This window comes from Pantoea wallisii (genome assembly GCF_002095485.1).
Lineage (GTDB): Bacteria > Pseudomonadota > Gammaproteobacteria > Enterobacterales > Enterobacteriaceae > Pantoea > Pantoea wallisii.
Genome location: NZ_MLFS01000075.1, coordinates 1 through 19,855, shown reverse-complemented (window position 1 = coordinate 19,855; position 19,855 = coordinate 1). Strand labels below are relative to the sequence as shown.

At 57.9% G+C, this 19,855-nt stretch carries 23 protein-coding genes and 1 pseudogene; 11 read left to right on the top strand and 13 right to left on the bottom strand.

Annotated elements, in window-relative coordinates; all coding sequences use genetic code 11:
* From HA48_RS19795 to HA48_RS19765, 7 genes and pseudogenes are all read right to left on the bottom strand, one after another.
* Positions 1-1,323 (bottom strand): FGGY family carbohydrate kinase (locus HA48_RS19795; RefSeq protein ID WP_128602837.1); only part of this gene is annotated, 1,323 nt, incomplete at its 3' end.
* 2 nt (positions 1,324-1,325) lie between these two features.
* Positions 1,326-2,270: a transketolase family protein gene (locus tag HA48_RS19790; RefSeq protein WP_128602836.1), complete on the bottom strand. Its 945-nt coding sequence runs from the start codon at positions 2,268-2,270 to the stop codon at positions 1,326-1,328.
* Positions 2,263-3,093, bottom strand: a complete 831-nt coding sequence (locus tag HA48_RS19785) for a transketolase (RefSeq protein WP_128602835.1) — start codon at positions 3,091-3,093, stop codon at positions 2,263-2,265. Before HA48_RS19785 ends, HA48_RS19790 begins: the two co-directional genes overlap by 8 nt.
* A gap of 126 nt (positions 3,094-3,219) precedes the next feature.
* Complete coding sequence (locus tag HA48_RS19780; RefSeq protein WP_128602834.1) at positions 3,220-4,317, bottom strand: ABC transporter permease; 1,098 nt, start codon at positions 4,315-4,317, stop codon at positions 3,220-3,222.
* Positions 4,318-4,319: 2 nt separating this feature from the next.
* Positions 4,320-5,833: pseudogene (locus tag HA48_RS19775) on the bottom strand (sugar ABC transporter ATP-binding protein).
* A complete protein-coding gene (locus HA48_RS19770) occupies positions 5,833-6,444 on the bottom strand; it encodes a DUF2291 family protein (RefSeq protein WP_128602833.1) in 612 nt (203 codons plus the stop codon). The pseudogene HA48_RS19775 and the gene HA48_RS19770 overlap by 1 nt, the downstream one beginning before the upstream one ends.
* A 12-nt stretch (positions 6,445-6,456) precedes the next feature.
* Complete coding sequence (locus HA48_RS19765; RefSeq protein ID WP_128602832.1) at positions 6,457-7,398, bottom strand: D-ribose ABC transporter substrate-binding protein; 942 nt, start codon at positions 7,396-7,398, stop codon at positions 6,457-6,459.
* Positions 7,399-7,580: 182 nt separating this feature from the next.
* Here HA48_RS19765 and HA48_RS19760 point away from each other — a divergent pair, with 182 nt between their 5' ends.
* Complete coding sequence (locus HA48_RS19760; protein WP_128602831.1) at positions 7,581-8,528, top strand: sugar-binding transcriptional regulator; 948 nt, start codon at positions 7,581-7,583, stop codon at positions 8,526-8,528.
* Positions 8,529-8,624: 96 nt separating this feature from the next.
* Here HA48_RS19760 and emtA read toward each other — a convergent pair whose 3' ends face one another.
* Positions 8,625-9,254: a membrane-bound lytic murein transglycosylase EmtA gene (emtA, locus tag HA48_RS19755; protein ID WP_128602830.1), complete on the bottom strand. Its 630-nt coding sequence runs from the start codon at positions 9,252-9,254 to the stop codon at positions 8,625-8,627.
* Between the two features lie 160 nt (positions 9,255-9,414).
* Here emtA and ldcA point away from each other — a divergent pair, with 160 nt between their 5' ends.
* Complete coding sequence (ldcA, locus tag HA48_RS19750) at positions 9,415-10,338, top strand: muramoyltetrapeptide carboxypeptidase (RefSeq protein WP_128602829.1); 924 nt, start codon at positions 9,415-9,417, stop codon at positions 10,336-10,338.
* A 23-nt stretch (positions 10,339-10,361) separates the two neighbouring features.
* Positions 10,362-11,024 carry an MBL fold metallo-hydrolase gene (locus HA48_RS19745; RefSeq protein WP_128602828.1) on the top strand — a complete coding sequence of 221 codons (663 nt, stop codon included), beginning with the start codon at positions 10,362-10,364 and terminating at the stop codon, positions 11,022-11,024.
* Here the strand turns inward: HA48_RS19745 and HA48_RS19740 are convergent, their stop codons facing one another.
* From HA48_RS19740 to HA48_RS19730, 3 genes are all read right to left on the bottom strand, one after another.
* Positions 11,025-11,438 carry a GNAT family N-acetyltransferase gene (locus HA48_RS19740; RefSeq protein WP_128602827.1) on the bottom strand — a complete coding sequence of 138 codons (414 nt, stop codon included), beginning with the start codon at positions 11,436-11,438 and terminating at the stop codon, positions 11,025-11,027. It lies immediately after the preceding gene.
* Between the two features lie 21 nt (positions 11,439-11,459).
* Complete coding sequence (locus tag HA48_RS19735) at positions 11,460-11,843, bottom strand: hypothetical protein (RefSeq protein ID WP_128602826.1); 384 nt, start codon at positions 11,841-11,843, stop codon at positions 11,460-11,462.
* Between the two features lie 199 nt (positions 11,844-12,042).
* A complete protein-coding gene (locus HA48_RS19730) occupies positions 12,043-12,222 on the bottom strand; it encodes a hypothetical protein (RefSeq protein WP_128602840.1) in 180 nt (59 codons plus the stop codon).
* A gap of 204 nt (positions 12,223-12,426) precedes the next feature.
* Here HA48_RS19730 and HA48_RS19725 point away from each other — a divergent pair, with 204 nt between their 5' ends.
* The 3 genes from HA48_RS19725 to HA48_RS19715 all read left to right on the top strand — a co-directional run bounded on the left by HA48_RS19725 (position 12,427) and on the right by HA48_RS19715 (position 13,783).
* The gene (locus HA48_RS19725) at positions 12,427-12,756 is read left to right on the top strand and encodes a hypothetical protein (protein ID WP_128602825.1); all 330 of its coding nucleotides are present in this window, start codon (positions 12,427-12,429) and stop codon (positions 12,754-12,756) included.
* Between the two features lie 61 nt (positions 12,757-12,817).
* Positions 12,818-13,369 carry a hypothetical protein gene (locus HA48_RS19720; RefSeq protein WP_128602824.1) on the top strand — a complete coding sequence of 184 codons (552 nt, stop codon included), beginning with the start codon at positions 12,818-12,820 and terminating at the stop codon, positions 13,367-13,369.
* 165 nt (positions 13,370-13,534) lie between these two features.
* The gene (locus tag HA48_RS19715; RefSeq protein WP_128602839.1) at positions 13,535-13,783 is read left to right on the top strand and encodes a DUF883 family protein; all 249 of its coding nucleotides are present in this window, start codon (positions 13,535-13,537) and stop codon (positions 13,781-13,783) included.
* Positions 13,784-13,824: 41 nt separating this feature from the next.
* Here HA48_RS19715 and HA48_RS22890 read toward each other — a convergent pair whose 3' ends face one another.
* The gene (locus HA48_RS22890; protein WP_128602838.1) at positions 13,825-14,022 is read right to left on the bottom strand and encodes a DUF6404 family protein; all 198 of its coding nucleotides are present in this window, start codon (positions 14,020-14,022) and stop codon (positions 13,825-13,827) included.
* Positions 14,023-14,294: 272 nt separating this feature from the next.
* On the opposite strand from HA48_RS22890, the gene HA48_RS19705 reads away from it, so the two are divergent.
* Positions 14,295-15,551: a mechanosensitive ion channel family protein gene (locus HA48_RS19705; RefSeq protein ID WP_128602823.1), complete on the top strand. Its 1,257-nt coding sequence runs from the start codon at positions 14,295-14,297 to the stop codon at positions 15,549-15,551.
* 60 nt (positions 15,552-15,611) lie between these two features.
* Here HA48_RS19705 and icd read toward each other — a convergent pair whose 3' ends face one another.
* Complete coding sequence (icd, locus tag HA48_RS19700; protein ID WP_128602822.1) at positions 15,612-16,862, bottom strand: NADP-dependent isocitrate dehydrogenase; 1,251 nt, start codon at positions 16,860-16,862, stop codon at positions 15,612-15,614.
* 101 nt (positions 16,863-16,963) lie between these two features.
* Between icd and rluE the strand changes: the two genes are divergently transcribed.
* From rluE to hflD, 4 genes are all read left to right on the top strand, one after another.
* The gene (gene rluE / locus HA48_RS19695) at positions 16,964-17,632 is read left to right on the top strand and encodes a 23S rRNA pseudouridine(2457) synthase RluE (protein WP_128602821.1); all 669 of its coding nucleotides are present in this window, start codon (positions 16,964-16,966) and stop codon (positions 17,630-17,632) included.
* 43 nt (positions 17,633-17,675) lie between these two features.
* Positions 17,676-18,149, top strand: a complete 474-nt coding sequence (locus tag HA48_RS19690) for an NUDIX domain-containing protein (RefSeq protein WP_128602820.1) — start codon at positions 17,676-17,678, stop codon at positions 18,147-18,149.
* A gap of 41 nt (positions 18,150-18,190) precedes the next feature.
* Entirely contained in the window at positions 18,191-19,303 is a 1,113-nt protein-coding gene (gene mnmA / locus HA48_RS19685; RefSeq protein ID WP_128602819.1) for a tRNA 2-thiouridine(34) synthase MnmA, read from the top strand.
* A 33-nt stretch (positions 19,304-19,336) separates the two neighbouring features.
* The coding region (gene hflD, locus HA48_RS19680; RefSeq protein ID WP_128602818.1) for a high frequency lysogenization protein HflD at positions 19,337-19,855 on the top strand (519 nt) is incomplete at its 3' end.

The window sequence follows — 19,855 nt, the reverse complement described above, 5'->3', positions numbered from 1 at the left end:
CGCCGCGCCCAGCGCCGAGACCTCTGCCGTCGGCGCACGGTGCAGCGGACGCTGCAGCACATCAGCCTGCAACTGCATCAGCCACGGATTCTGCGTGGCGCTGCCATCCACGCACAGCGCGGGCAGCGTTACGCCGCTGGCCTGCTGCATGGCAAAAAACACATCGGCAATCTGGAAGACGATAGACTCCAGCGCCACGCGCGCCAGCACGTCCGGTGTGGCCGCATCGGTCAGGCCGCACACCATCCCGCGCGCTTTTAAATCCCACCACGGCGCACCAAGGCCAGAGAGCGCCGGCACAAAATAGATGCCCTGATTGTGCGCGCTGCGCTGCGCCATCGCCGTCAGCACGCGCGGATCATCGATGCCCAACATGCGGCCAAGCCATGCCGCGCCAGAACCGGTATGGGTGATATTGCCTTCAAAGGCAAAACGCAGCGCGCCGTCATGCCAGGCGACCGTCGTGCTGAGGCCGTTTTCGGTCAGCAGCGGCGTTGCCATCGACATCATCAGCGAGGAGCCGGTGCCGTAAGTGGCTTTTACTACCTCTTCACTGCCGCTACGCTGCGCCTGCAGGGCGGCATGTGAGTCACCAATGCGCGCCAGAACAGGCGTGCCGGGCAGCAGCCCGGGTATATCGTTTACGGCAACCCCCCCCTGTGCGCTGGCGGAGGGCACAATCTCTGGCAGGGCCGCACGTGGAATATGAAACAGTGCCAGCAGCTCATCATCCCAGTCGCCGCGGTGTAAATTGTAAAGCTGGGTGCGCGCCGCATTGGCGTGATCGGTGACAAAACTCTCGCCCGCGCTCAACTGCCAGCTGAGCCAGCAATCCACCGTGCCGATACACAGCTCGCCGGCCTGCGCACGCGCCAGCCCATCCGGCAGCATCGCCAGCATGCCGGTCAGTTTGGCGGCCGGGAACATCGGGTCCACCGCCAGGCCCGTCAGCCCGGTGATGCGCGGCGCTTTGCCCGCCAGCCACAAATCCCGACAGAGGGACTCGGAGCGGCGATCCTGCCAGCTCACCAGCGGCGTGACCGGCGTGCCATCGCGCCGTTGCCAGATCAGCACCGATTCGCGCTGGTTGCTGATGGCGACCGCCGCCACTGTCGCGCCGTGGCACTGCGCCAGACAAGTGCCGATCGCCTGCTTCACCGCCTGCCAGATAGCCAGCGGATCCTGCTCTGCCAGACCCGGCTGCGGATGGTGCAGCGCCAGCGGCTGGCTGCTGCGCGCCACGACACGGCCTTCACCGTCCACCGCAATCGCTTTGGCGTTGGTAGTGCCCTCATCAATGGCCAGTATTAACGGACCCGTCATGGTTATGCTCCTGCACGCATGCGTACTGCACTTGTTGCGACGCTGGCTGCGTCGATACCGTGATGCGCGCGCGTTGAGGCGCGATCGCCGGCAATCGCATACTGCCCATCCGGAATGCCCAGGCGCAGCAGCGGAATGCCGCAGCCGCCCTCCGCCAGCACCTCTGCCACCAGACTACCGACGCCGCCATTGACATTGTGCTCTTCAACGGTAATGACTGCCGGGTAATGATTTAACAGCTCGCGCAGCCGTTGGGTATCACAAGGTCGAATCGATGGAATGGCGATCACACCCGCTTTGATGCCCTGTGCATCGAGTTGCTCTGCCGCGTGAACCGCCTCGTGCACCGTTGAGCCCATCGCCACCAGCACAATATCGTGACCTTCACGCAGCACATCGATCTGGCCGGGACGGAACTGATAGCTGTCATCGTGCAGCTGCGGCAGATCTTTACCGTCAAGCCGGATATAGACCGGGCCGACGTGCGCCAGCGCATAATCGATGATCTGCCGGCACTCCAGCGGGCAGGAAGGCGCGTAGATCTCAATGTTGCCGAAGCCGCGCATTATCGCGATATCGTCGATACTGTGATGGGTGCTGGCGAGCGGACCGTAGCTGGCACCGGCGTTAAGGCCGAACAGTTTGACGTTGGTATTGTTGTAGCAGACATCCACTTTCACCTGCTCATTGGCGCGTGAGATCAAGAACGGCGCGGCATTGCAGGTCACGGCCACTTTGCCCCCGATGGCCAGCCCGGCGGCCGTGCCGACCAGCGTCTGCTCGGCGATACCGACATTAATCAGGCGATCGGGAAAGGCTTTAATAAAGGGGGCGATTTTCGCCGTAGAGGTTGAGTCCGCCACCACCGGCACCAGATCCACCCCGCGATTGACCGCATCAATAAAGGCTTCCACCATCACCGTGGCGAGATGTTTTGCATTACTCATCTTTTAACTCCTCCAGCGCCTGTTCGATCTCATCCCCTTTGGGGACCCGGTGGTGCCACTCCGCTCTGCTCTGAATAAAGGAGATGCCAAACCCTTTCTCGGTGTGGGCCACCACCACCTGCGGTTTGCCGTTGCGCGGCAGGTTTTCCAGCGTCTCAACCACCGCGGCCATGTCGTTGCCGTTGCACTCACTCACCTCCAGGCCAAAGGCACGCCACTTCTCCGGCAGCGGATCGGTATTCATGATGTCGCGCGTGCTGCCCGCCAGCTGCAGTTTGTTTTTATCGTTGATGATCACCAGGTTATCGAGACCATAGTGCGCCGCCACCAGCGCGGCTTCCCAGTTGCTACCCTCCGCCAGTTCGCCATCACCGGTAACAACAAAGATCCGTCGGCGGCTGTTGTCTCGCTTCGCCGCCAGCGCAATACCGACCGCCACCGGCAGGCCGTGGCCTAATGCGCCGGTGTTCAGCTCGACGCCCGGGGTTTTCTGGCGCACCGGATGGCCCGGCAGGTGTGAGTCCGCATGCTGATAGGTTGGCAGCCAGTCGGTCGGGAAATAACCGGCCTCCGCCAGGACGCAGTAATAGCCGCCCACCGCATGGCCCTTTGACTGGATATAGATGTCGCGCTGCGGATCGCTGGTGCGGTCCGGTGCACAGTTAAGCAGGCGGAAATAGAGCGCTGTGAGAATTTCCACCTGCGACAGATCGGCCCCGGTGTGCCCGCCCGCCGGACTGCCGGCGTTTAGCTGAATGATGCGGCGGCGCACGGCGCGCGCTTTGGCGGTTAACTGCTCCACCGGATAGTTGAAAGGATTCATAGATACCTCTGAATTTTAAATCGATTACGAATATTTATTCATTTACGCCAAAAAAAAGCGTGACGCTCTATACGCTGTGTAGCTGGCACGTCTGGCTAACGCGCCGGCAACGTCTCCCTCGGGGAACTAACTTTTGCTCTCCTCGATAATGGCTTTTTGCGCGACCACCGCCGCCTTCTGCTGCATCCGGCTCTGCATCTGATCGATGATCACCGCCACAATAATCACGATGCCTTTAATCACCATCTGCCAAAATTCGCTGACGCCCATCATAATCAGCCCGTCGGCCAGAAAACCGATGACAAATGCCCCGACCAGCGTGCCCAAAATGGTGCCGCGTCCGCCCGCCAGCGAGGTGCCACCCAGCACCACCGCAGCGATGGCGTTCATCTCAAACGAGGTACCGTTGGCGGGATGGCTGGCCACCAGCTGTGATGAGACCACAATGCCGGCAATCGCCGCGCAGAAACCGGAAAGGGTATAGACCCAGATTTTCACCGACTTCACTTTGACGCCGGAGAGTTCGGCCGCCCGTTCGTTATCGCCAATGGCATAGACCTGACGACCAAACGGCAGACGGCGCGCTACATAAGCAATCACCAGCGCCAGCAGCACCATCATCCAGATGGCCCACGGCAGGCCCAGGAAATAGCCGGCACCTATTTTATCGAAGCCGGTATTGCCGAGCAGTTCGTTGCCCTGCAGGCCAGGGAAAGTTTCACCGCCCGAGGTGAGCATCGCCGCCCCACGCAGGATGTACATGGTGCCAAGCGTGCAGATAAACGGCGCAACGTTATAGCGGGTGATGATCCAGCCATTGACCGCCCCGATCAGCCCGCCAATCAGCAGCACCAGCGGTACAATCACCCATACGCTGGGGAAGATGGCGATGCCAAACATGGGCAGCACAATGCCTTTGGTGATCAGCCAGCCGGCGATCATGCCGCACAGGCCCAGCGTGGCGCCAATGGAGAGATCGATACCGGCGGTGATGATGACAAACGTGATGCCCAGCGCGAGGAAAGCGTTGATGGCGATGTGTTTAATCATGATCACCATGCTGCCCACCGCGAGGAAATCCGGCACGGTCAGGGCGAAGAATCCCACAATCAGAAACAGCGCGATGAAGGTACGCAGTTTTAACAGCAGCAGTATCAGCCCTTCGCGCGAGTTAAACGCTTTGCCCGGCCGGGAGGCGAGCGCCATGGCGCCACTATTTTTCATACTTAAAACCCCTGTGCGCTTGCTTTAACCAGTGCCGCCTCTTCCGCGTCCGCGCGCGGCAGGTCAGCAGTCAGTTTGCCGCCGGACATCACCAGGATGCGATCGGCGACGGCCATGATCTCTTTCAGATCGGAGGTGGAGAAGACAATGGCAATGCCCTGTTGCGACAGCTGCACCATCATGCGGAACACTTCCGCTTTTGCCCCGACATCGATGCCGCGGCTGGGTTCATCCAGCAGCAGCAGGCGCGGATTGGTCAGCAACGAGCGGCCAATTACCACTTTCTGCTGATTGCCGCCGCTCAGTGCGCTGATGGCTACTTCGGGCGAGGAGATCTTGATAGCCAGATTGCCCACCGTTTGGGTAACGGCCTCCCGCTCCGCCTGTTCCGCGATCGCTATCCCGCCCGCCAGGCGCCGCCACAGGCTGGCGATGGTCAGATTGCTGGCAACCGAGGAGATGGGAAAAATACCGGCGCGTTTGCGATCTTCCGGCACCAGGCTCATGCCCATGCGGATCCGTTCGGCCGTGGGCAGCCGGGTCGGTAACGGTTTGCTGTCGAGCCACAGTTTGCCCAGATAGTTGCGCTGGCTACCGAGCAGGCACTCAAACAGCTCGGTGCGCCCTGCCCCCATCAGGCCATAAATGCCAACGATCTCGCCGGCACGTACGTTAAAACTCACGTCATTCACCAGCGTGTTGCCATTCGGGCTCACGCAGGTGATGTGCTCCGCTTCCAGCACGGGCGCGCCAAACTGGCGATCCGGCGGCAGAAAGTTGCTCATCGGCTCGCTGCCGAGCATTTCGCGCACGATCCACGGCACGTCGATATCGCTGACTTTCGCCTCCGCCTGGAAACAGCCGTCGCGCAGGATAGTGATGACATCACCTATCGCCATCAGCTCCTCCAGCCGGTGCGAGATATAGATGATCGAGACGCCCTGACGCGTCAGCTCACGGATCACCCGGAACAGAATGCCGACTTCGGTTTTACTGAGCGCGAGGTGGGTTCGTCGAGAATCAAAATATCGGCGTCCTCCGCCAGCGCTTTGGCGATCTCCACCAGCTGCTGCTGGCCCACCTTCAAATTGCCGACCTTCTCATCCGGCGCAATCGGCTGGTCGAGGCGCTGCATCAGCGCCGCCGTGCGCCGTCTCTGTTCGGCTTCGTTGATGGGGCGCAGCCCTCGCTGGATTTCGCGGCCGAGGAAGATATTCTCCGCCACGCTGAGGTTCTCAAACAGGTTGAGCTCCTGATGCACCATGCCGATGCCGTGGCGCGCGGCATCACGCGTGCTGCTGAAGGCCACTCTCTGCCCGTTCAGCCACATCTCGCCGCTGGTGGGCTGCTGCACCCCCGCGAGAATTTTCATCAGCGTCGATTTACCGGCGCCGTTTTCACCGATGATGACGTTCACCTTGCCGCGCCAGACGCGATAATCGACGCGATCGAGCGCCAGCGTGCCGGGAAACAGCATCGACATCTGCTTTGCCTGCAGAATGATCTCATCGTTCATTACGGACTCCCCTGCTGCAGCTGAATTGCCACCACATCATCGACCTTGCCCGGCGCCATCGTGACCGCCAGCAGCGCCTGCACCGGTTTGCCCACCCAGCTGGCATCCACCGCGGGCAGCTGTTTTACGGCATGGCGATTGAGCGCTTTCGTGAGCTGCGCATACTGCACCTGGTTGGTGAACTCATCGAACCGGAAGCCGGCAGCATCGCGAATGGCATTGCTGCGCAGTACCGGACCAATCTGCACCTGCACCGGCTTGCCGTTGATGGTCATCGTCAGGTGGCGCTCCCGCGCGTTACTGTTATCGAAAGCTGTGACGACGCCGCCCGCGCGGACAAATACGCTTTCACTGGCGCCCGCTTTAACGGTGTGGCTTTTGGTCTCCATGTCTGCCCAGCTCAGCGCCTGCTGCTCCGCCGGTTGCTGCACCCGACTGGCCCAGCCCGATTCGGCAATCTGCTGAGGCGTCTGGTTGCTATAGCCCGGCTTCGCGTTGGGATCTTTCGGCATGATGGGCTTGCCGTCTGCGTCGAGATCCACCACGGTGCAGGCGGCTAACATCAGCGTGAGTAGTGCGACAATCAGCCCACCTGTTGCTCTTCCCTTCATGCCGGCCTCCGCTTAGTTCGCCAGTTTGAAGGTTTTCAGCTTCGACGCGTTGCTTTCGTCAATCAGCACGCAATCCATCAGCTGCTTCTCCTCCTTCTGCGCTTTGCCGTTTTTCAGGTAGTAATCCACCTGCTCAACCGCCATCTGCGCCTGATCCCAGCCTGGCTGCAGCACCGTGGCTTTGATGTTGCCTTTATTAATGATGGAGTCACGGGTGTAGTCGCTGCCGTCAAAACCCACCACGATGACATGGGTTTTGCCGGCGGCTTTAAGCGCTGCTTCCGCACCGAGCGCCATGGTGTCATTACCGGAGATTACGCCGACGATGTTCGGGTTCTTCTGCAGGATGGTCTCCATGCGGCTGAAGGCTTCGGTCTGGCTCCAGTTAGCGCTCTGCTGCGCCACCATTTTCAGGTCCGGGTAGTCATCCAGCACATCGTGATAGCCCTGCGAGCGCACGCCGGCATTGGTATCGGACTCTTTACCGAGCAGTTCAACGTAGTCGCCTTTGCCGTTAAGCAGTTTGGCGAACTTCTCTGCGCCGAGCTGCGCGCCCTGATAGTTGTTGGAGACAATCTGCGCAACGGCCACGCCGGTTTTATTGATTTCACGGTCAATCAGGAAGGTAGGAATGCCTGCGTCTTTGGCTTTCTGCACCGGCCCTACGGTGGCATCGGCGCCGGCGTTATCCAGGATGATCGCTTTGGCTTTGCGCGCAATGGCGGTTTCGATCAGCTGGTTCTGCTTGCTGACATCATCGTCATGCGACGCCACCAGCGTGGTGTAACCCAGGGCTTTGGCTTTTTCCCGTGCCCCATCCGCTTCGGCTTTAAAAAACGGGTTGTCATGCGAGGGGGTAATGATAGCGAGCAAGCCTTTATCCGCCGCCAGCGCGCTGGCAGAGGCCATCATTATTGAGGCTAACAGGGTAACTTTGAGGACAGATGCTTTCATTGATGTTCTCCGCTTGAATATATATTCAATTGCGATTTTATATGCAAAGTGACTATGCACTGGCTTTACCGGGGCGTCCATCGCCCGATCCTGAAAAAGCGAAAACGATCACAAAATGTTCTGCGTTGTTATTTATGCGTGGCTGATTAACAATACCAGGCAGTTTCAGAGAGAGAAAAACCATGGCAAAACAGGACGAACAGCGACTAATGGTGAAGATCGCCACGCTCTATTACGTGGAAGGGATGAAGCAGTCTGATATCGCGCAGCTGCTGAAACTGTCACAATCTTTTGTTTCGCGCATTCTCAACCGCAGCGTGAAAGAGGGTGTGGTCAAGATCAGCGTGGTACCGCCGGCCAATGTGTTCCCTGAGCTGGAGAAAGCGATCGAGCAGCAGTATCAGCTGCCGCAGGCGATCGTGGTGGATGTGCCCGATCAGGCCTCGCCGCTGCAGATCAAACAGGCGATTGGTTCTGCTGCCGCGCACTATCTGGAGACGCGCCTGCGCGCCGATGAGCTGATCGGCATCTCATCCTGGAGCAGTACGATTCGCGCCATGGTGGATGCGCTGCATCCGCTGAGCGCACCGTGTAAGGGCGTAATTCAGCTGCTGGGCGGCGTGGGCGCCAACGGTAACGTGCAGGCCACCATTCTTACGCAGAATCTGGCGGCGCTACTGGGCTGCCCGGCGTGGTTGTTGCCGTCGCAGTCGATTGAGCACTCGGTGCAGGATCGCCAGCGTTTGTCGGTGAATCCGGAGGTGGCAAGGGTGCTGGAGAAGTTTGATGAGGTGGATCTGGCGATTGTCGGCATTGGCGATCTGGAACCGTCTGCCCTGCTGCGTAACTCCGGTAACTATTATGATGAGGAGATGCTGCGTACGCTGGCGCAGCGCGGCGCGGTGGGCGATATCTGTCTGCACTACTTTGACGCCGAAGGCCAGCCGGTGCTGAGCGCGGCTGAAGATCCGGTGATCGGCATGGAGCTGGCGCAGGTGCAGACATGTGCGCAGGTAGTGGCGCTGGCGGGCGGTAAAGAGAAAGCGCAGGCGATTCGCGGCGCGCTGCGCGGCGGATACGTTAAGGTGCTGATTGTCGATTACCCGACTGCACGACTGCTGGTGGCATGAGGCATGGCGGCCCTGCCGGGTCGCCACTACGGGGCGTGACCGGGAGTAAGTGGCACGTTTTGTGGCGAACGCCTGTGACGCCGCTGCGGTGAACCCTTAACCGATCGTCCGGTAAGCCGTGGTGACTTTCCACAGATAGCGCGGTGCCTGGGCAGCCGGATGCTTGTTCTGCACGTGCTGATAGAACTCATTCGGGGTCATGGCGTTGATCATTGCAATGGCACGATCGCGGTCACGTGAGAATGTTCGCAGCAGCGCACCCGCGCCGTTGGCATAAGAGACGATGGTGGCGTAGCGCAGCGTCAGGGGATCGCGGATACCGGCCAGCGCCGAGTCTTGCAGAATCTTGATATAGGCCGCGCCGATATCGATATTTTTTGCCGGATCGCGCAGCTCTGAATTGCTTGGCTGTCCGTGGCGACCCTGCACACGGTACACCTCGCGCCCCGCCGTTGACGCCTTGATCTGCATCAGCCCTACCGCGTTCGAACGGCTGATCACGGTTGGGTTGCCCCCGGATTCGACACTAATAATGGCGCTGATTAACCTCTCATCAACGCCATAATGACTGGCGGCATCTTCGGTAAACAGTGACCAGGCATCGCTCACTTTTGACGGCGGCGCCTGGGTTAACGGCGTATTTCTCTCAGGCGTAATCGATTTTTCCGGTTCGCTGGCACAGCCAGCCAGCAGCAGAGCAGAAAGCATAAGTAATCGAATTTTCACTGTTTTTGGGTTCCGCTATAGGATTGGCGCAAGCTATCATAACCAGAGCGGGTAAAGGTGAAATTACCGTTTATCCTAAATATGTCCACTACCGGGTAGCGCCGTGACGTCATACACGCTTTTCGTCATCACCGGCCCCCTTTAGCAAGCAGAGAGTACTATGCCAGCTCCACGCTCTATACGTCTGATCGCCCCCTCTGGCTACTGCCACAATCAAGCCGCTGCGCAGTGTGCCGTGCAGCGCTTACAGGCTGACGGCCACCGGATTGAGAACCTTTCGGCCATCGGGCGTCGCTTTCAGCGCTTTGCCGGCGATGACGCACAGCGCCTGCAGGATATTAATGCGCTGGCAACGCTCCCTGACCTGCCCGATATCGTGCTGGCGGTGCGCGGCGGGTACGGCGTCACGCGTTTACTCGGCCAGGTCGATTATGCGGGCCTGCAATCCCGCCTGCAAAATCAGCCGGTTGCCCTGTGCGGGCACAGTGATTTTACTGCGCTACAGCTGGCCCTGCTGGCACAAACCGGGCTCATCACCTTTAGCGCGCCGATGCTGGCAGGTAACTTTGGCGCAGAGGCTTTATCTGAATTTACCCTTACTCACTTTTGGCAGGCGCTCTCTTCACCTACAGTCAGTGTAGGCTGGCGTAGTAACAGTCCCGATCGCGGGCGCTGGCATGGCACGCTGTGGGGCGGCAATCTGGCGATGATCTGTTCGCTGATTGGCACGCCGTGGCTGCCGCAGATTGAGAACGGTATTCTGGTGATCGAGGATGTGAATGAGCATCCGTTTCGCATCGAACGTATGCTGATTCAGCTGCAGCAGAGCGGCATTCTGGCGCGGCAGCAGGCGATTATCACCGGCAGCTTCACCAGTACCGCGCTTTCGGATTATGACAACGGTTTCGATTTTGCCACCGTCTGGCAACGGCTGCGCGACACTTATCAGCTGCCGGTCATCAGCGACCTGGCCTTTGGTCACGATGCCGATACCGTTACGCTTGGATTGGGGACCAGTGCTACGCTACAGATTGAAGACGGAGAAGCCCAGCTGGCTTATACCGGCCACCCGACATTGCGCTAACGTTGTGCCGCAGGAGACCGACATTGAAGCCGCTGTACGAAGACTTGTGGATCTCCACGCCAGAATTTCCCGCCGAAGAGACGGCAAATGATTTGATGATGCACGGGTTTATGCTGCGTCATCCGCGCGGTAACTTGCTGATTGGTCGGGTGGAACATCCGCTTGACCACGAATTCCTCGCCGACGCTGGCGGCGTTATCCGTCACTACCTTACGCACTGGCACGAAGCCGCGCCGGGCACGCTGGCAATACAGCAGCGCTTTAGCAGCGCGCTCTATTGCCATAGCCGCTCGCTTGGGCCGGTGAGTCGGGTAGCTGAACCGGATGAAACTTTTACGCAGCAGGATGTGCACTTCGGTGATTTCCATCTGCTGCCAACGCCGGGACATACGCCCGGCAGCAGCAGCTATCTCTACCGCTCACCGCTCGGCCAGACCTATCTGTTTGTGGGCGATACGCTGACCTGTCACTACAATCGCTGGGTCAGCGTGCTGGGGCCGGAGAGCAACCCGGCGGAGTTACAGCAGTCGCTGGAGCTGTACCGCTCACTGCGTCCGGATGTGGTACTGATGAGTACCACGCGCGGCCACCTCTCCTGGGCAAAGGTGGATTTACAGAGCTGGCTGGCCGCGATTGATGAAGCTGAACAGTCGCCGCTGGATTTGCGCCAGCAGCCACTGGTGTAATTACAGCGCTTTGCTCAGATAGTGGCGCTGATGGTGGCGCGGATAGTTATCGAGGCTGAAACGCAGCGTATAACCCAACTTTTCATAGAAAGGCCGCGCCTGGAAACTGGCGGTATCGACCTGCGCATAGCGGCAGCCGCGCGCCCGCGCTTCTGCCTCGGCGGCTTCGATTAACTGGCTGCCCGCGCCCTGTCCGCGCAGTTCATCGCTGACCCACAACATATCAATGCGCAGCCAGTTACCGTAGGTGGAACCGGTCAGCCCGGCGCACTTTCTCCCTGCCTCATCGCGCATAAAGACGCCAATCGCTTTCATCTCATTGATATCAATAAAACGACTGTTAAAGGCGTTCAGCCCGAGACGGATCTCATCCAGGTCCTGCTGGGTAACGCTTTCCGTGACGCTTAGTTGCATGGTCGGCTCCTGAGAACGGCATTATGAAGAGGGGTGCTGTCTGTCGTCGTAACGCTCCAGCGAAATGATCTCTGCATCGCGTTTTTCCGTGCGGCTGCAGGGCATCAGCTTATCGCTCCCGGCATAGACGAAAAAGGTTTCGCCGCTGTTTTTGTTCACAATCAGCTGATCGCCATTGCGAAAGCGGGTGATGGACACTTTGTCGCCCTCTTTCAGGCGAGTACGCTGCTGCCCGGCGGCCACCTGGAAGTGGCGCGAGGGCCACATCAGGGTGCTCAGACCGTAGTCGGCACGGGAGACCGTCATGACCGGACGACCGGGGCAGTTGATCTGAAATTCGCTCTCACTCCACGCTGGCGTGATGTAACACACCATCAGCGCCAGGGTAATCGTTATCGCCTTCATTGCACTCTCCGCCTGGATTACATGATGATTTTGCTGAGATTTTGCAAGGGTAACATAGCTACCGACAAAGATAACCCATCGCGACGGGCCGCATCACTGCTGCTCAGCCGGTTTCAGCTGAGCAGCAGCGCACGATGATGCAGATGATTCACCGCGGTCGGGCCGGTGAAAGAGGGGGAATGAAAAGGCGGTGGGACGTCTACTCTGCCGCAACCTGTGCGGCCACCAGCATCAGTGCCAGTCCGGCATCGTCTGGATCGAATTGCTGCATAACTTCGTGGATCGCCGCGACGCAGTTCATCACCTGCTTTTTTTTGTCGGCGTCTAATTGATCAATCGCGTGCTGAAGAATCATTAAACTGGCTTCTTCTTCTCTCATGAATTTACCCTTGTTTTGCTTGCCTGGTGCGCAACGCTGGCAAGAATAACGTTTATCTGCTACCAAAGTCACCCCCTTAACATTCTTACCGCTTAACGATTAAACAAATGGCAAATGGGAAGCGGCGCCAGACATGCTATGATCCAACTATCAGTGCGCGACGTTGAGCCACTGCAAACCAGGGAACGAACCAGGATCAGGACCATGTGGCGATTCAGTATTGTACTCACTCTTATGTTACTGGCGGGCTGCAGCTCGACGCCAAAAGGCGTTGACTGCCCGGGCGAAGTCGCGACGATTTATGGCCAGTCGATGGGCACCACCCAGGCGCGCATTTTCGACCTGGTGAACGCCTTCTCTGTGACGCGCGACGGCATAACGGTGCAGAGTGGCGCGCTGCACTCCAGCGATCGCTTCCGCTATATTCCTTCCGCCGTTACCGCTGAGGGATTCTATGCGCAGCGGCTGACCAACAATCAGTTCCGCCTGATCAACCCTTATCAGAACACGATGATAACCTGGACGTGCCCATAAGCCGTGCGCCATGCCGCGGGATGGTTTATTGTCAGGCTTCCTCATGCAGTGGGCTTGTATCATGGAAAAGAGTCTCGACAATAACGGCTATATCGATTTCCCCTTCCCGGCCACGCGTAACGCGGATGGCTCCGTTAATCCGTGCGGGTTTGACCTGACGCTGGAGACCGATCGCATTGATGAGATCGCCGCCGGTAAACATTCCGAAAATTTACGTCGGTTACTGGAGGAGGTGAATTTACAGGAGGGGCTGTTTATGACCCTGGCCTGCGACTGGCAACAGCGCCCGGACGGCGTGTGCGGTTTTCTCGATGTGGCGTTCCGCCCTGCTCAACCGGCGTATCAACACGAAGAGGCGCTGAGCCTGGATCAGCGGTTTGCCTGCTATCTTGGCCTTCAGGAGAAACAGCACGCGATGGCGGCAGGCACGCTGGTCAACTATGCGCGAGCGGTGCTGGACTGGAGCTGGTCGCCGTTACAGCTTCGACAGCGGCGCTATGAAAAAGTGACTATTCGCTACTACTGCCAGCAGGCTGAAGATGCCGAGTGGTGTTTCGATCATCTGCGCCACTTCTTTGTGACCTGGTATCCCGCTTATCGCAACCAGCCGTAAAGGCGTTGTACTGTCGCGACAGGCTGACCAGGCAGGGCCTTCGAATGCCCGGATACTTTTATGAATTCTGCAAACCGTTGTTACAACCTGAATGGCGCTCAGGTTGCCGGTCCGCCATTCTGTGACTACGCTGAAAGAGACATTCACCACTATCAGGGAGTCAACATGACTGACAAAGCGGAAGCAAAACTGAATGAAGCGGCGGGCGCAGTACAGGAAAAATTTGGCGAGTTTACCGGTTCACAGCGCCATCAGGCGAAAGGGGCCGCACGCCGTTATCCGGCGCAAGCCAGCTATGCTGTGCAGGATGCTGCAGACTGCGTGGTGAAATCGGTGCGCGATAATCCTGCCACCGGCCTGGCCGTAGCGGCCAGTATTGGTGTTATTGTCGGCTTCTTACTCGGCCGCAAATAAACATCGACGGGGGCCGTTGCGCCCCCGATTTCCGGCCTGCGCTATGCCTGCGAGCGCCGCGCTTTAAAGCGTCCGACCATGGTCATCAGCGCCTGATAGATCAATCCCGCATACAGACTCATCACGATTGCCAGTCCAGGCTCTTTGCCCTGCGCCTGCCAGGTGACAAACCACATAAAAATGCCCCACATCAGTGAGAAAATCAGCCAGCCTTTTACAAATTTAATCACACCCTGCATAGCACCTCCAAAATCGTCAGCGCTGAAGATAGCCGGTTCCGCGCGCAAAGGCACGCTGCATACCAGCAGGATGTTAACTGTTTCAAAGTTTTGCGAAACGGCGTGCAGGCGACGCAGCATGGCATTTCCTGCCAGGTTGCAGTAAGTTTCATTCTGACCAAGGCGTGACAGGTTTAGCACGCTATCTGGTCTCCTGTTACGCACGCGTCGCTTATCACCACAGGCGGCTTTATGTTTGAATTTCCGGCAACCCCGGCTGGCATGTGAATGAAATGAATTACCTGAATACGATACAGACTTTTATTGAAGGCAATACGGTACTCTCCGCGACCTTCAGCCTGTTTTTACTTATTGTTGCCGGCATGGTCGCCCACCTTATCTGTAAGTTTTTTGTGGTGAAAGTGGTGCGCCGCGTGTTCTTCAGCGCCCATAAGAGTCAGGTGCCGCTGGATAAAGACGTCAGGATTTCGGAGAAGCTCTCCAACTTTATTCCGGTTATCACCGTCTATTACCTGCTGCAATTTATGCCGGATCTGCCGGAACATTTGCTGATTGCGATAAAAACCATCTGCGGCATTCTGTTTTTCGTCTATCTGTCGCTGTTTTTTACCGAAGTGCTGGAGATCGTCAACAACTCCTACTCGCGTAAATCAAAACGCAAAAATCACTCGATTAAAGGCTACATTCAGGTTGGGAAGATTCTGGTCCATATCCTCTCCGCCATCATGATTCTGGCGATTATGTCGAACAAATCGCCAGTGATCATTATCTCCAGTCTGGGTGCCGTGGCTGCGGTGCTGATGCTGGTGTTTCAGCATACCCTGCTGTCGCTGGTGGCGAATATTCAGGTCTCCTCTAACGATGTGCTGCAGCTTGGCGACTGGATTGAGATGCCGGATAACGGCATCAGCGGTGAAGTTATTGATATTGCCCTGCATACCATCACCATACGCAACTGGGATAACACGCTGTCGCGCATTCCCACTAAAAATTTCCTGACCGAGACCTACACCAACTGGCAGGCGATGTTCTCATCCGGCGCCCGGCGCATTATGCGTAGCTTCCACCTCGACCAGACGTCGATTCGCTTTGTCGATCAGCAGATGGTGCAGCAGATGAGCCAGGTACGCGGCGTGAATGAGCAGCTTTCCGTTCTGATGGATGGGCGCGATACCAGCGCCGTGGGCGATCGCTGGTTCGCCGAGAATGGCATCACCAACCTGACAGTGTTTCGTCACTACCTGACCGCCTGGCTGGCGCAGCGTGACGATATCCGCAAAGATATGTATATCGTGGTGCGCGCGATGAAGCCGTCGCCCGAAGGGTTGCCGGTGGAGATCTACTGCTTCACGTCATCGGTTATCTGGGCAGAGTATGAGAACTCGCAGTCGGCGATATTTGAGTACATCTACGCCGTGCTGGGGCAATTCTCACTGCGCATTTACCAGCATCCGGTCGGTAACGATCTCTGGCGACTCTCACAGACGCGCAGCCAGGCGCTGCAAAACAGCGAGAGCCGTATTGAATAAACGCATAAAAAAACGGGCGCCGCTGGCGCCCGTTTCATACTGTAACGGCTTTTCAGCACATTACATGTTCGCGATGATTGCGTCGCCAAACTCTGAGCATTTCAGCAGTTTCGCGCCATCCATCAGACGCTCGAAGTCATAGGTCACGGTCTTCGCGGCAATCGCGCCTTCCATGCCTTTAACAATCAGGTCTGCGGCTTCGAACCACTCCATGTGGCGCAGCATCATTTCAGCAGACAGGATGACTGAACCCGGGTTCACTTTATCCTGACCAGCATACTTCGGTGCCGTGCCGTGCGTCGCTTCGAACAGTGCACACTCGTCACCGATGTTCGCGCCTGGTGCAATACCGATACCGCCAACCTGCGCCGCCAGGGCATCAGAGATGTAGTCACCGTTCAGGTTCATACAGGCAATAACGTCATACTCGGCCGGACGCAGCAGGATCTGCTGCAGGAAGGCATCGGCGATCACATCTTTAACAATGATCTCTTTACCGGTGTTCGGGTTTTTGAACTTCATCCACGGACCACCGTCGATCAGCTCACCGCCGAACTCCTCTTTCACCAGCTGGTAGCCCCAGTCTTTGAAAGAGCCTTCGGTGAACTTCATGATGTTGCCTTTGTGTACCAGGGTCAGAGAGTCACGATCGTTAGTGATGGTGTATTCAACCGCTGCACGCACCAGACGTTTTGTGCCCTCTTCTGAGCACGGCTTCACGCCGATACCGCACTGCTCTGGGAAGCGAATTTTCTTCACGCCCATCTCTTCGCGCAGGAACTTGATCACTTTATCCGCTTCTGGCGTGCCCGCTTTCCACTCGATACCGGCATAGATATCTTCGGAGTTCTCACGGAAAATCACCATATCGGTGTCTTCAGGACGTTTAACCGGGCTTGGCGTGCCGGTGTAGTAGCGGACCGGACGCAGGCACACGTACAGATCCAGCTCCTGACGCAGCGCAACGTTCAGAGAACGAATACCGCCGCCAACCGGCGTCGTCAGTGGGCCTTTGATTGCAACGCGGTACTCTTTGATTAAATCGAGGGTTTCCTGCGGCAGCCAGACATCCTGGCCGTAGAGTTCTACTGATTTCTCACCAGTATAAATTTCCATCCAGGAAATTTTACGCTCACCGTTGTAGGCTTTCTTCACAGCGGCATCAACCACTTTCAGCATAACCGGGGAAACGTCAACGCCAATACCGTCACCCTCGATGTAAGGAATGATCGGGTTAACAGGAACGTTTAGTTTGCCCTGATCCAGGGTGATTTTTTGACCTTCCGCCGGAACAACTACTTTGCTTTCCATCAACCTCTCCTTCGAGCGATTTTTTGTTAATGATTTGTAAGATGCGGGTCAATACTACTTGAATATTTCCGCTACGCCAATCACCGCAGTTTCGCGCTATAATGCGCCGATTGTTACTCAGTGCAAAGCCCATGCGAAAAACATCTCAACGAATTCACCAGGATAAACGCCCGAATAACCCGGCGCGCCGCCCTGCGCAGCGCACCCCAAGGCCGAAAGGTCCGCGCCGCGTCATACTTTTTAACAAACCCTACGATGTGCTGCCGCAGTTCAGCGACGAGGCCGGGCGCCGCACGCTGAAAGATTTCGTGCCGGTGAACGAAGTCTACGCCGCGGGTCGTCTGGATCGCGATAGCGAAGGTTTGATGGTGCTCACCAACGATGGTGCCCTGCAGGCGCAGCTGACGCAGCCGGGCAAGCGCACCGGAAAAATCTATGTCGTGCAGGTGGAGGGCGTACCGCAGGAATCAGATTTATCCCGCCTGCGCACTGGCGTCATATTGAATGATGGCCCAACCTTACCGGCAGAGATTGAACAGATTGCGGCGCCCGCCTGGCTGTGGGAACGCACGCCGCCCATTCGCGAACGCAAGGCGATCCCGACCTGCTGGCTCAAAATTACGCTGTACGAAGGGCGTAATCGCCAGGTGCGGCGCATGACCGCCCATATCGGCTTCCCCACGCTGCGCCTGATTCGCGTGGCGATGGGCGATTACCTGCTGGACGGCTTAGCGCCCGGCGAGTGGCGCGATATCACAAAGCAGGTCTGATACCCGCTTTTAATAACTTCAGGTTAACAATTTAGGCGAAACGATGTTTAAACCTCATGTTACGGTCGCCTGTATCGTCCAGGCGCAGGGCAAGCTGCTGGTGGTAGAGGAGCGCGTGCGCGGTCGCATCACCTGGAATCAGCCTGCCGGGCACCTCGAAGCGGATGAAACTTTGCAGGAAGCGGCCCGGCGCGAACTGTACGAAGAGACCGGGATTGAGGCCAGCCCACAGTATTTTCTCGGCGTGCAGCAGTGGATTGCGCCGGATAGTACGCCTTTTGTGCGGTTTCTGTTTGGCCTGGATCTGGCAGAAACGGTCGCCACCACGCCGCACGATCGCGACATCGATTGCTGCTGGTGGCTGCTGCCAGAGCAGATTCTCACGGCCGACCGGCTCCGTTCGCCGCTGGTGGCGGAGAGCGTGCGCCTGTGGCAACAGGGGGCGCGTTACCCCTTACAGCTGGTCGCGCCGTTTCAGTGGCCGTTTCATGAGGGTGCGCAGCGCGCTTCCCCATGATAGAATGCGCCGCCTGTTTTTATCGTAATTAAGAGTGCGTCATGTCTGACAACAGCCAGAAAAAAGTGATCGTCGGAATGTCCGGCGGCGTCGATTCCTCCGTATCCGCCTGGTTACTGCAGCAGCAGGGCTATCAGGTTGAAGGCCTGTTCATGAAGAACTGGGAGGAGGACGACGGCGAGGAGTATTGCACCGCCGCTGACGATCTGGCTGACGCACAAGCCGTGTGTGACAAACTCGGCATCAAACTGCACAAAATCAACTTCGCCGCCGAGTACTGGGACAATGTGTTCGAACATTTCCTCGAAGAGTACAAAGCGGGACGTACCCCGAATCCGGATATTCTGTGTAACAAAGAGATCAAGTTCAAAGCGTTCCTTGAGTTCGCGGCTGACGATCTCGGCGCAGACTATATCGCCACCGGCCACTATGTGCGTCGCGCCGATGTGGATGGCAAGAGCCAGCTGCTGCGCGGCCTGGATGGCAACAAAGATCAGAGCTACTTCCTGTATACCCTCAGCCACCAGCAGATTGCGCAAAGTCTGTTCCCGGTCGGCGAGCTGGAAAAACCGGAAGTGCGCCGTATCGCCGAACAGCTTGATCTGATCACGGCAAAGAAAAAAGACTCAACCGGTATCTGCTTTATTGGTGAGCGTAAGTTCCGTGACTTCCTCGGCCGCTACCTGCCGGCACAGCCGGGCGAGATTGAGACCGTTGACGGTGAAGTGGTGGGTGAACATCAGGGCCTGATGTACCACACACTCGGCCAGCGTAAAGGGCTGGGCATCGGTGGACGTAAAGAGAGCAATGACGATCCCTGGTATGTGGTGGATAAAGACGTGGCGCGCAATCGCCTGATTGTGGCGCAGGGCGGCGACCATCCGCGGCTGATGTCGGTTGGCCTTATCGCGCAACAGCTGCACTGGGTCGATCGCCAGCGGCTTACCGCGCCGCTGCGCTGCACGGTGAAAACCCGCTACCGTCAAACCGACATCCCTTGCGAAATGGTTCCGGTTGGCGACGATCGCATTGAAGTGCGTTTCGACGAACCGGTTGCGGCCGTGACGCCAGGCCAGTCCGCCGTGTTCTATCTCGGCGAGGTTTGCCTTGGCGGCGGAATTATTGAACAGCGCCTGCCGCTGGCAGATGCCTGATCGGGCACTGCTGACGCGTCTACAGGAGTAAGCGTGGCTAAAAACTATTATGAGATAACGCTGGCCCTGGCGGGCGTTTGCCAGGCAGCTCATCTGGTGCAGCAACTGGCGCATCAGGGACAGTGTGACAATGCAGCGCTGCAGGTATCACTGCGCAGCGTGCTGGATTTAAACCCGGGCTCAACGCTGGCGGTATTCGGTGGCGATGAAGCCGGCCTCCGCATGGGGCTGGAGACGCTGATGGCGGTGCTGAACAGCGGCAGCCGCCAGGGCGCAGGTGCAGAACTGACGCGTTATACCCTCAGCCTGATGGTGCTGGAGCGTAAACTCAGCGGCAACAAAAGCGCGCTGAATACGCTGGCGCAGCGTGTCAGCCAGCTTGATCGTCAGCTGGCGCACTATGATCTGGAGTCCGATACCATCGCCAGTGCCATGGCGGCCATTTACGTTGATGTGATCAGCCCGCTGGGCCCGCGCATTCAGGTTACCGGCTCACCGCAGGTCCTGCAGAATTCGCAGGTGCAAAACCGGGTACGCGCCGCGCTGCTGGCG

What these genes read in the sequence shown, in the direction of transcription:
- HA48_RS19790 (WP_128602836.1), bottom strand. Translation starts at nt 2,270, where the DNA reads ATGAGTAATGCAAAACATCTCGCCACGGTGATGGTGGAAGCCTTTATT.
- HA48_RS19785 (WP_128602835.1), bottom strand. Translation starts at nt 3,093, where the DNA reads ATGAATCCTTTCAACTATCCGGTGGAGCAGTTAACCGCCAAAGCGCGC.
- HA48_RS19780 (WP_128602834.1), bottom strand. Translation starts at nt 4,317, where the DNA reads ATGAAAAATAGTGGCGCCATGGCGCTCGCCTCCCGGCCGGGCAAAGCG.
- HA48_RS19770 (WP_128602833.1), bottom strand. Translation starts at nt 6,444, where the DNA reads ATGAAGGGAAGAGCAACAGGTGGGCTGATTGTCGCACTACTCACGCTG.
- HA48_RS19765 (WP_128602832.1), bottom strand. Translation starts at nt 7,398, where the DNA reads ATGAAAGCATCTGTCCTCAAAGTTACCCTGTTAGCCTCAATAATGATG.
- HA48_RS19760 (WP_128602831.1), top strand. Translation starts at nt 7,581, where the DNA reads ATGGCAAAACAGGACGAACAGCGACTAATGGTGAAGATCGCCACGCTC.
- ldcA (WP_128602829.1), top strand. Translation starts at nt 9,415, where the DNA reads ATGCCAGCTCCACGCTCTATACGTCTGATCGCCCCCTCTGGCTACTGC.
- HA48_RS19740 (WP_128602827.1), bottom strand. Translation starts at nt 11,438, where the DNA reads ATGCAACTAAGCGTCACGGAAAGCGTTACCCAGCAGGACCTGGATGAG.
- HA48_RS19735 (WP_128602826.1), bottom strand. Translation starts at nt 11,843, where the DNA reads ATGAAGGCGATAACGATTACCCTGGCGCTGATGGTGTGTTACATCACG.
- HA48_RS19730 (WP_128602840.1), bottom strand. Translation starts at nt 12,222, where the DNA reads ATGAGAGAAGAAGAAGCCAGTTTAATGATTCTTCAGCACGCGATTGAT.
- HA48_RS19725 (WP_128602825.1), top strand. Translation starts at nt 12,427, where the DNA reads ATGTGGCGATTCAGTATTGTACTCACTCTTATGTTACTGGCGGGCTGC.
- HA48_RS19720 (WP_128602824.1), top strand. Translation starts at nt 12,818, where the DNA reads ATGGAAAAGAGTCTCGACAATAACGGCTATATCGATTTCCCCTTCCCG.
- HA48_RS19715 (WP_128602839.1), top strand. Translation starts at nt 13,535, where the DNA reads ATGACTGACAAAGCGGAAGCAAAACTGAATGAAGCGGCGGGCGCAGTA.
- HA48_RS22890 (WP_128602838.1), bottom strand. Translation starts at nt 14,022, where the DNA reads ATGCAGGGTGTGATTAAATTTGTAAAAGGCTGGCTGATTTTCTCACTG.
- HA48_RS19705 (WP_128602823.1), top strand. Translation starts at nt 14,295, where the DNA reads ATGAATTACCTGAATACGATACAGACTTTTATTGAAGGCAATACGGTA.
- icd (WP_128602822.1), bottom strand. Translation starts at nt 16,862, where the DNA reads ATGGAAAGCAAAGTAGTTGTTCCGGCGGAAGGTCAAAAAATCACCCTG.
- rluE (WP_128602821.1), top strand. Translation starts at nt 16,964, where the DNA reads ATGCGCCGATTGTTACTCAGTGCAAAGCCCATGCGAAAAACATCTCAA.
- HA48_RS19690 (WP_128602820.1), top strand. Translation starts at nt 17,676, where the DNA reads ATGTTTAAACCTCATGTTACGGTCGCCTGTATCGTCCAGGCGCAGGGC.
- mnmA (WP_128602819.1), top strand. Translation starts at nt 18,191, where the DNA reads ATGTCTGACAACAGCCAGAAAAAAGTGATCGTCGGAATGTCCGGCGGC.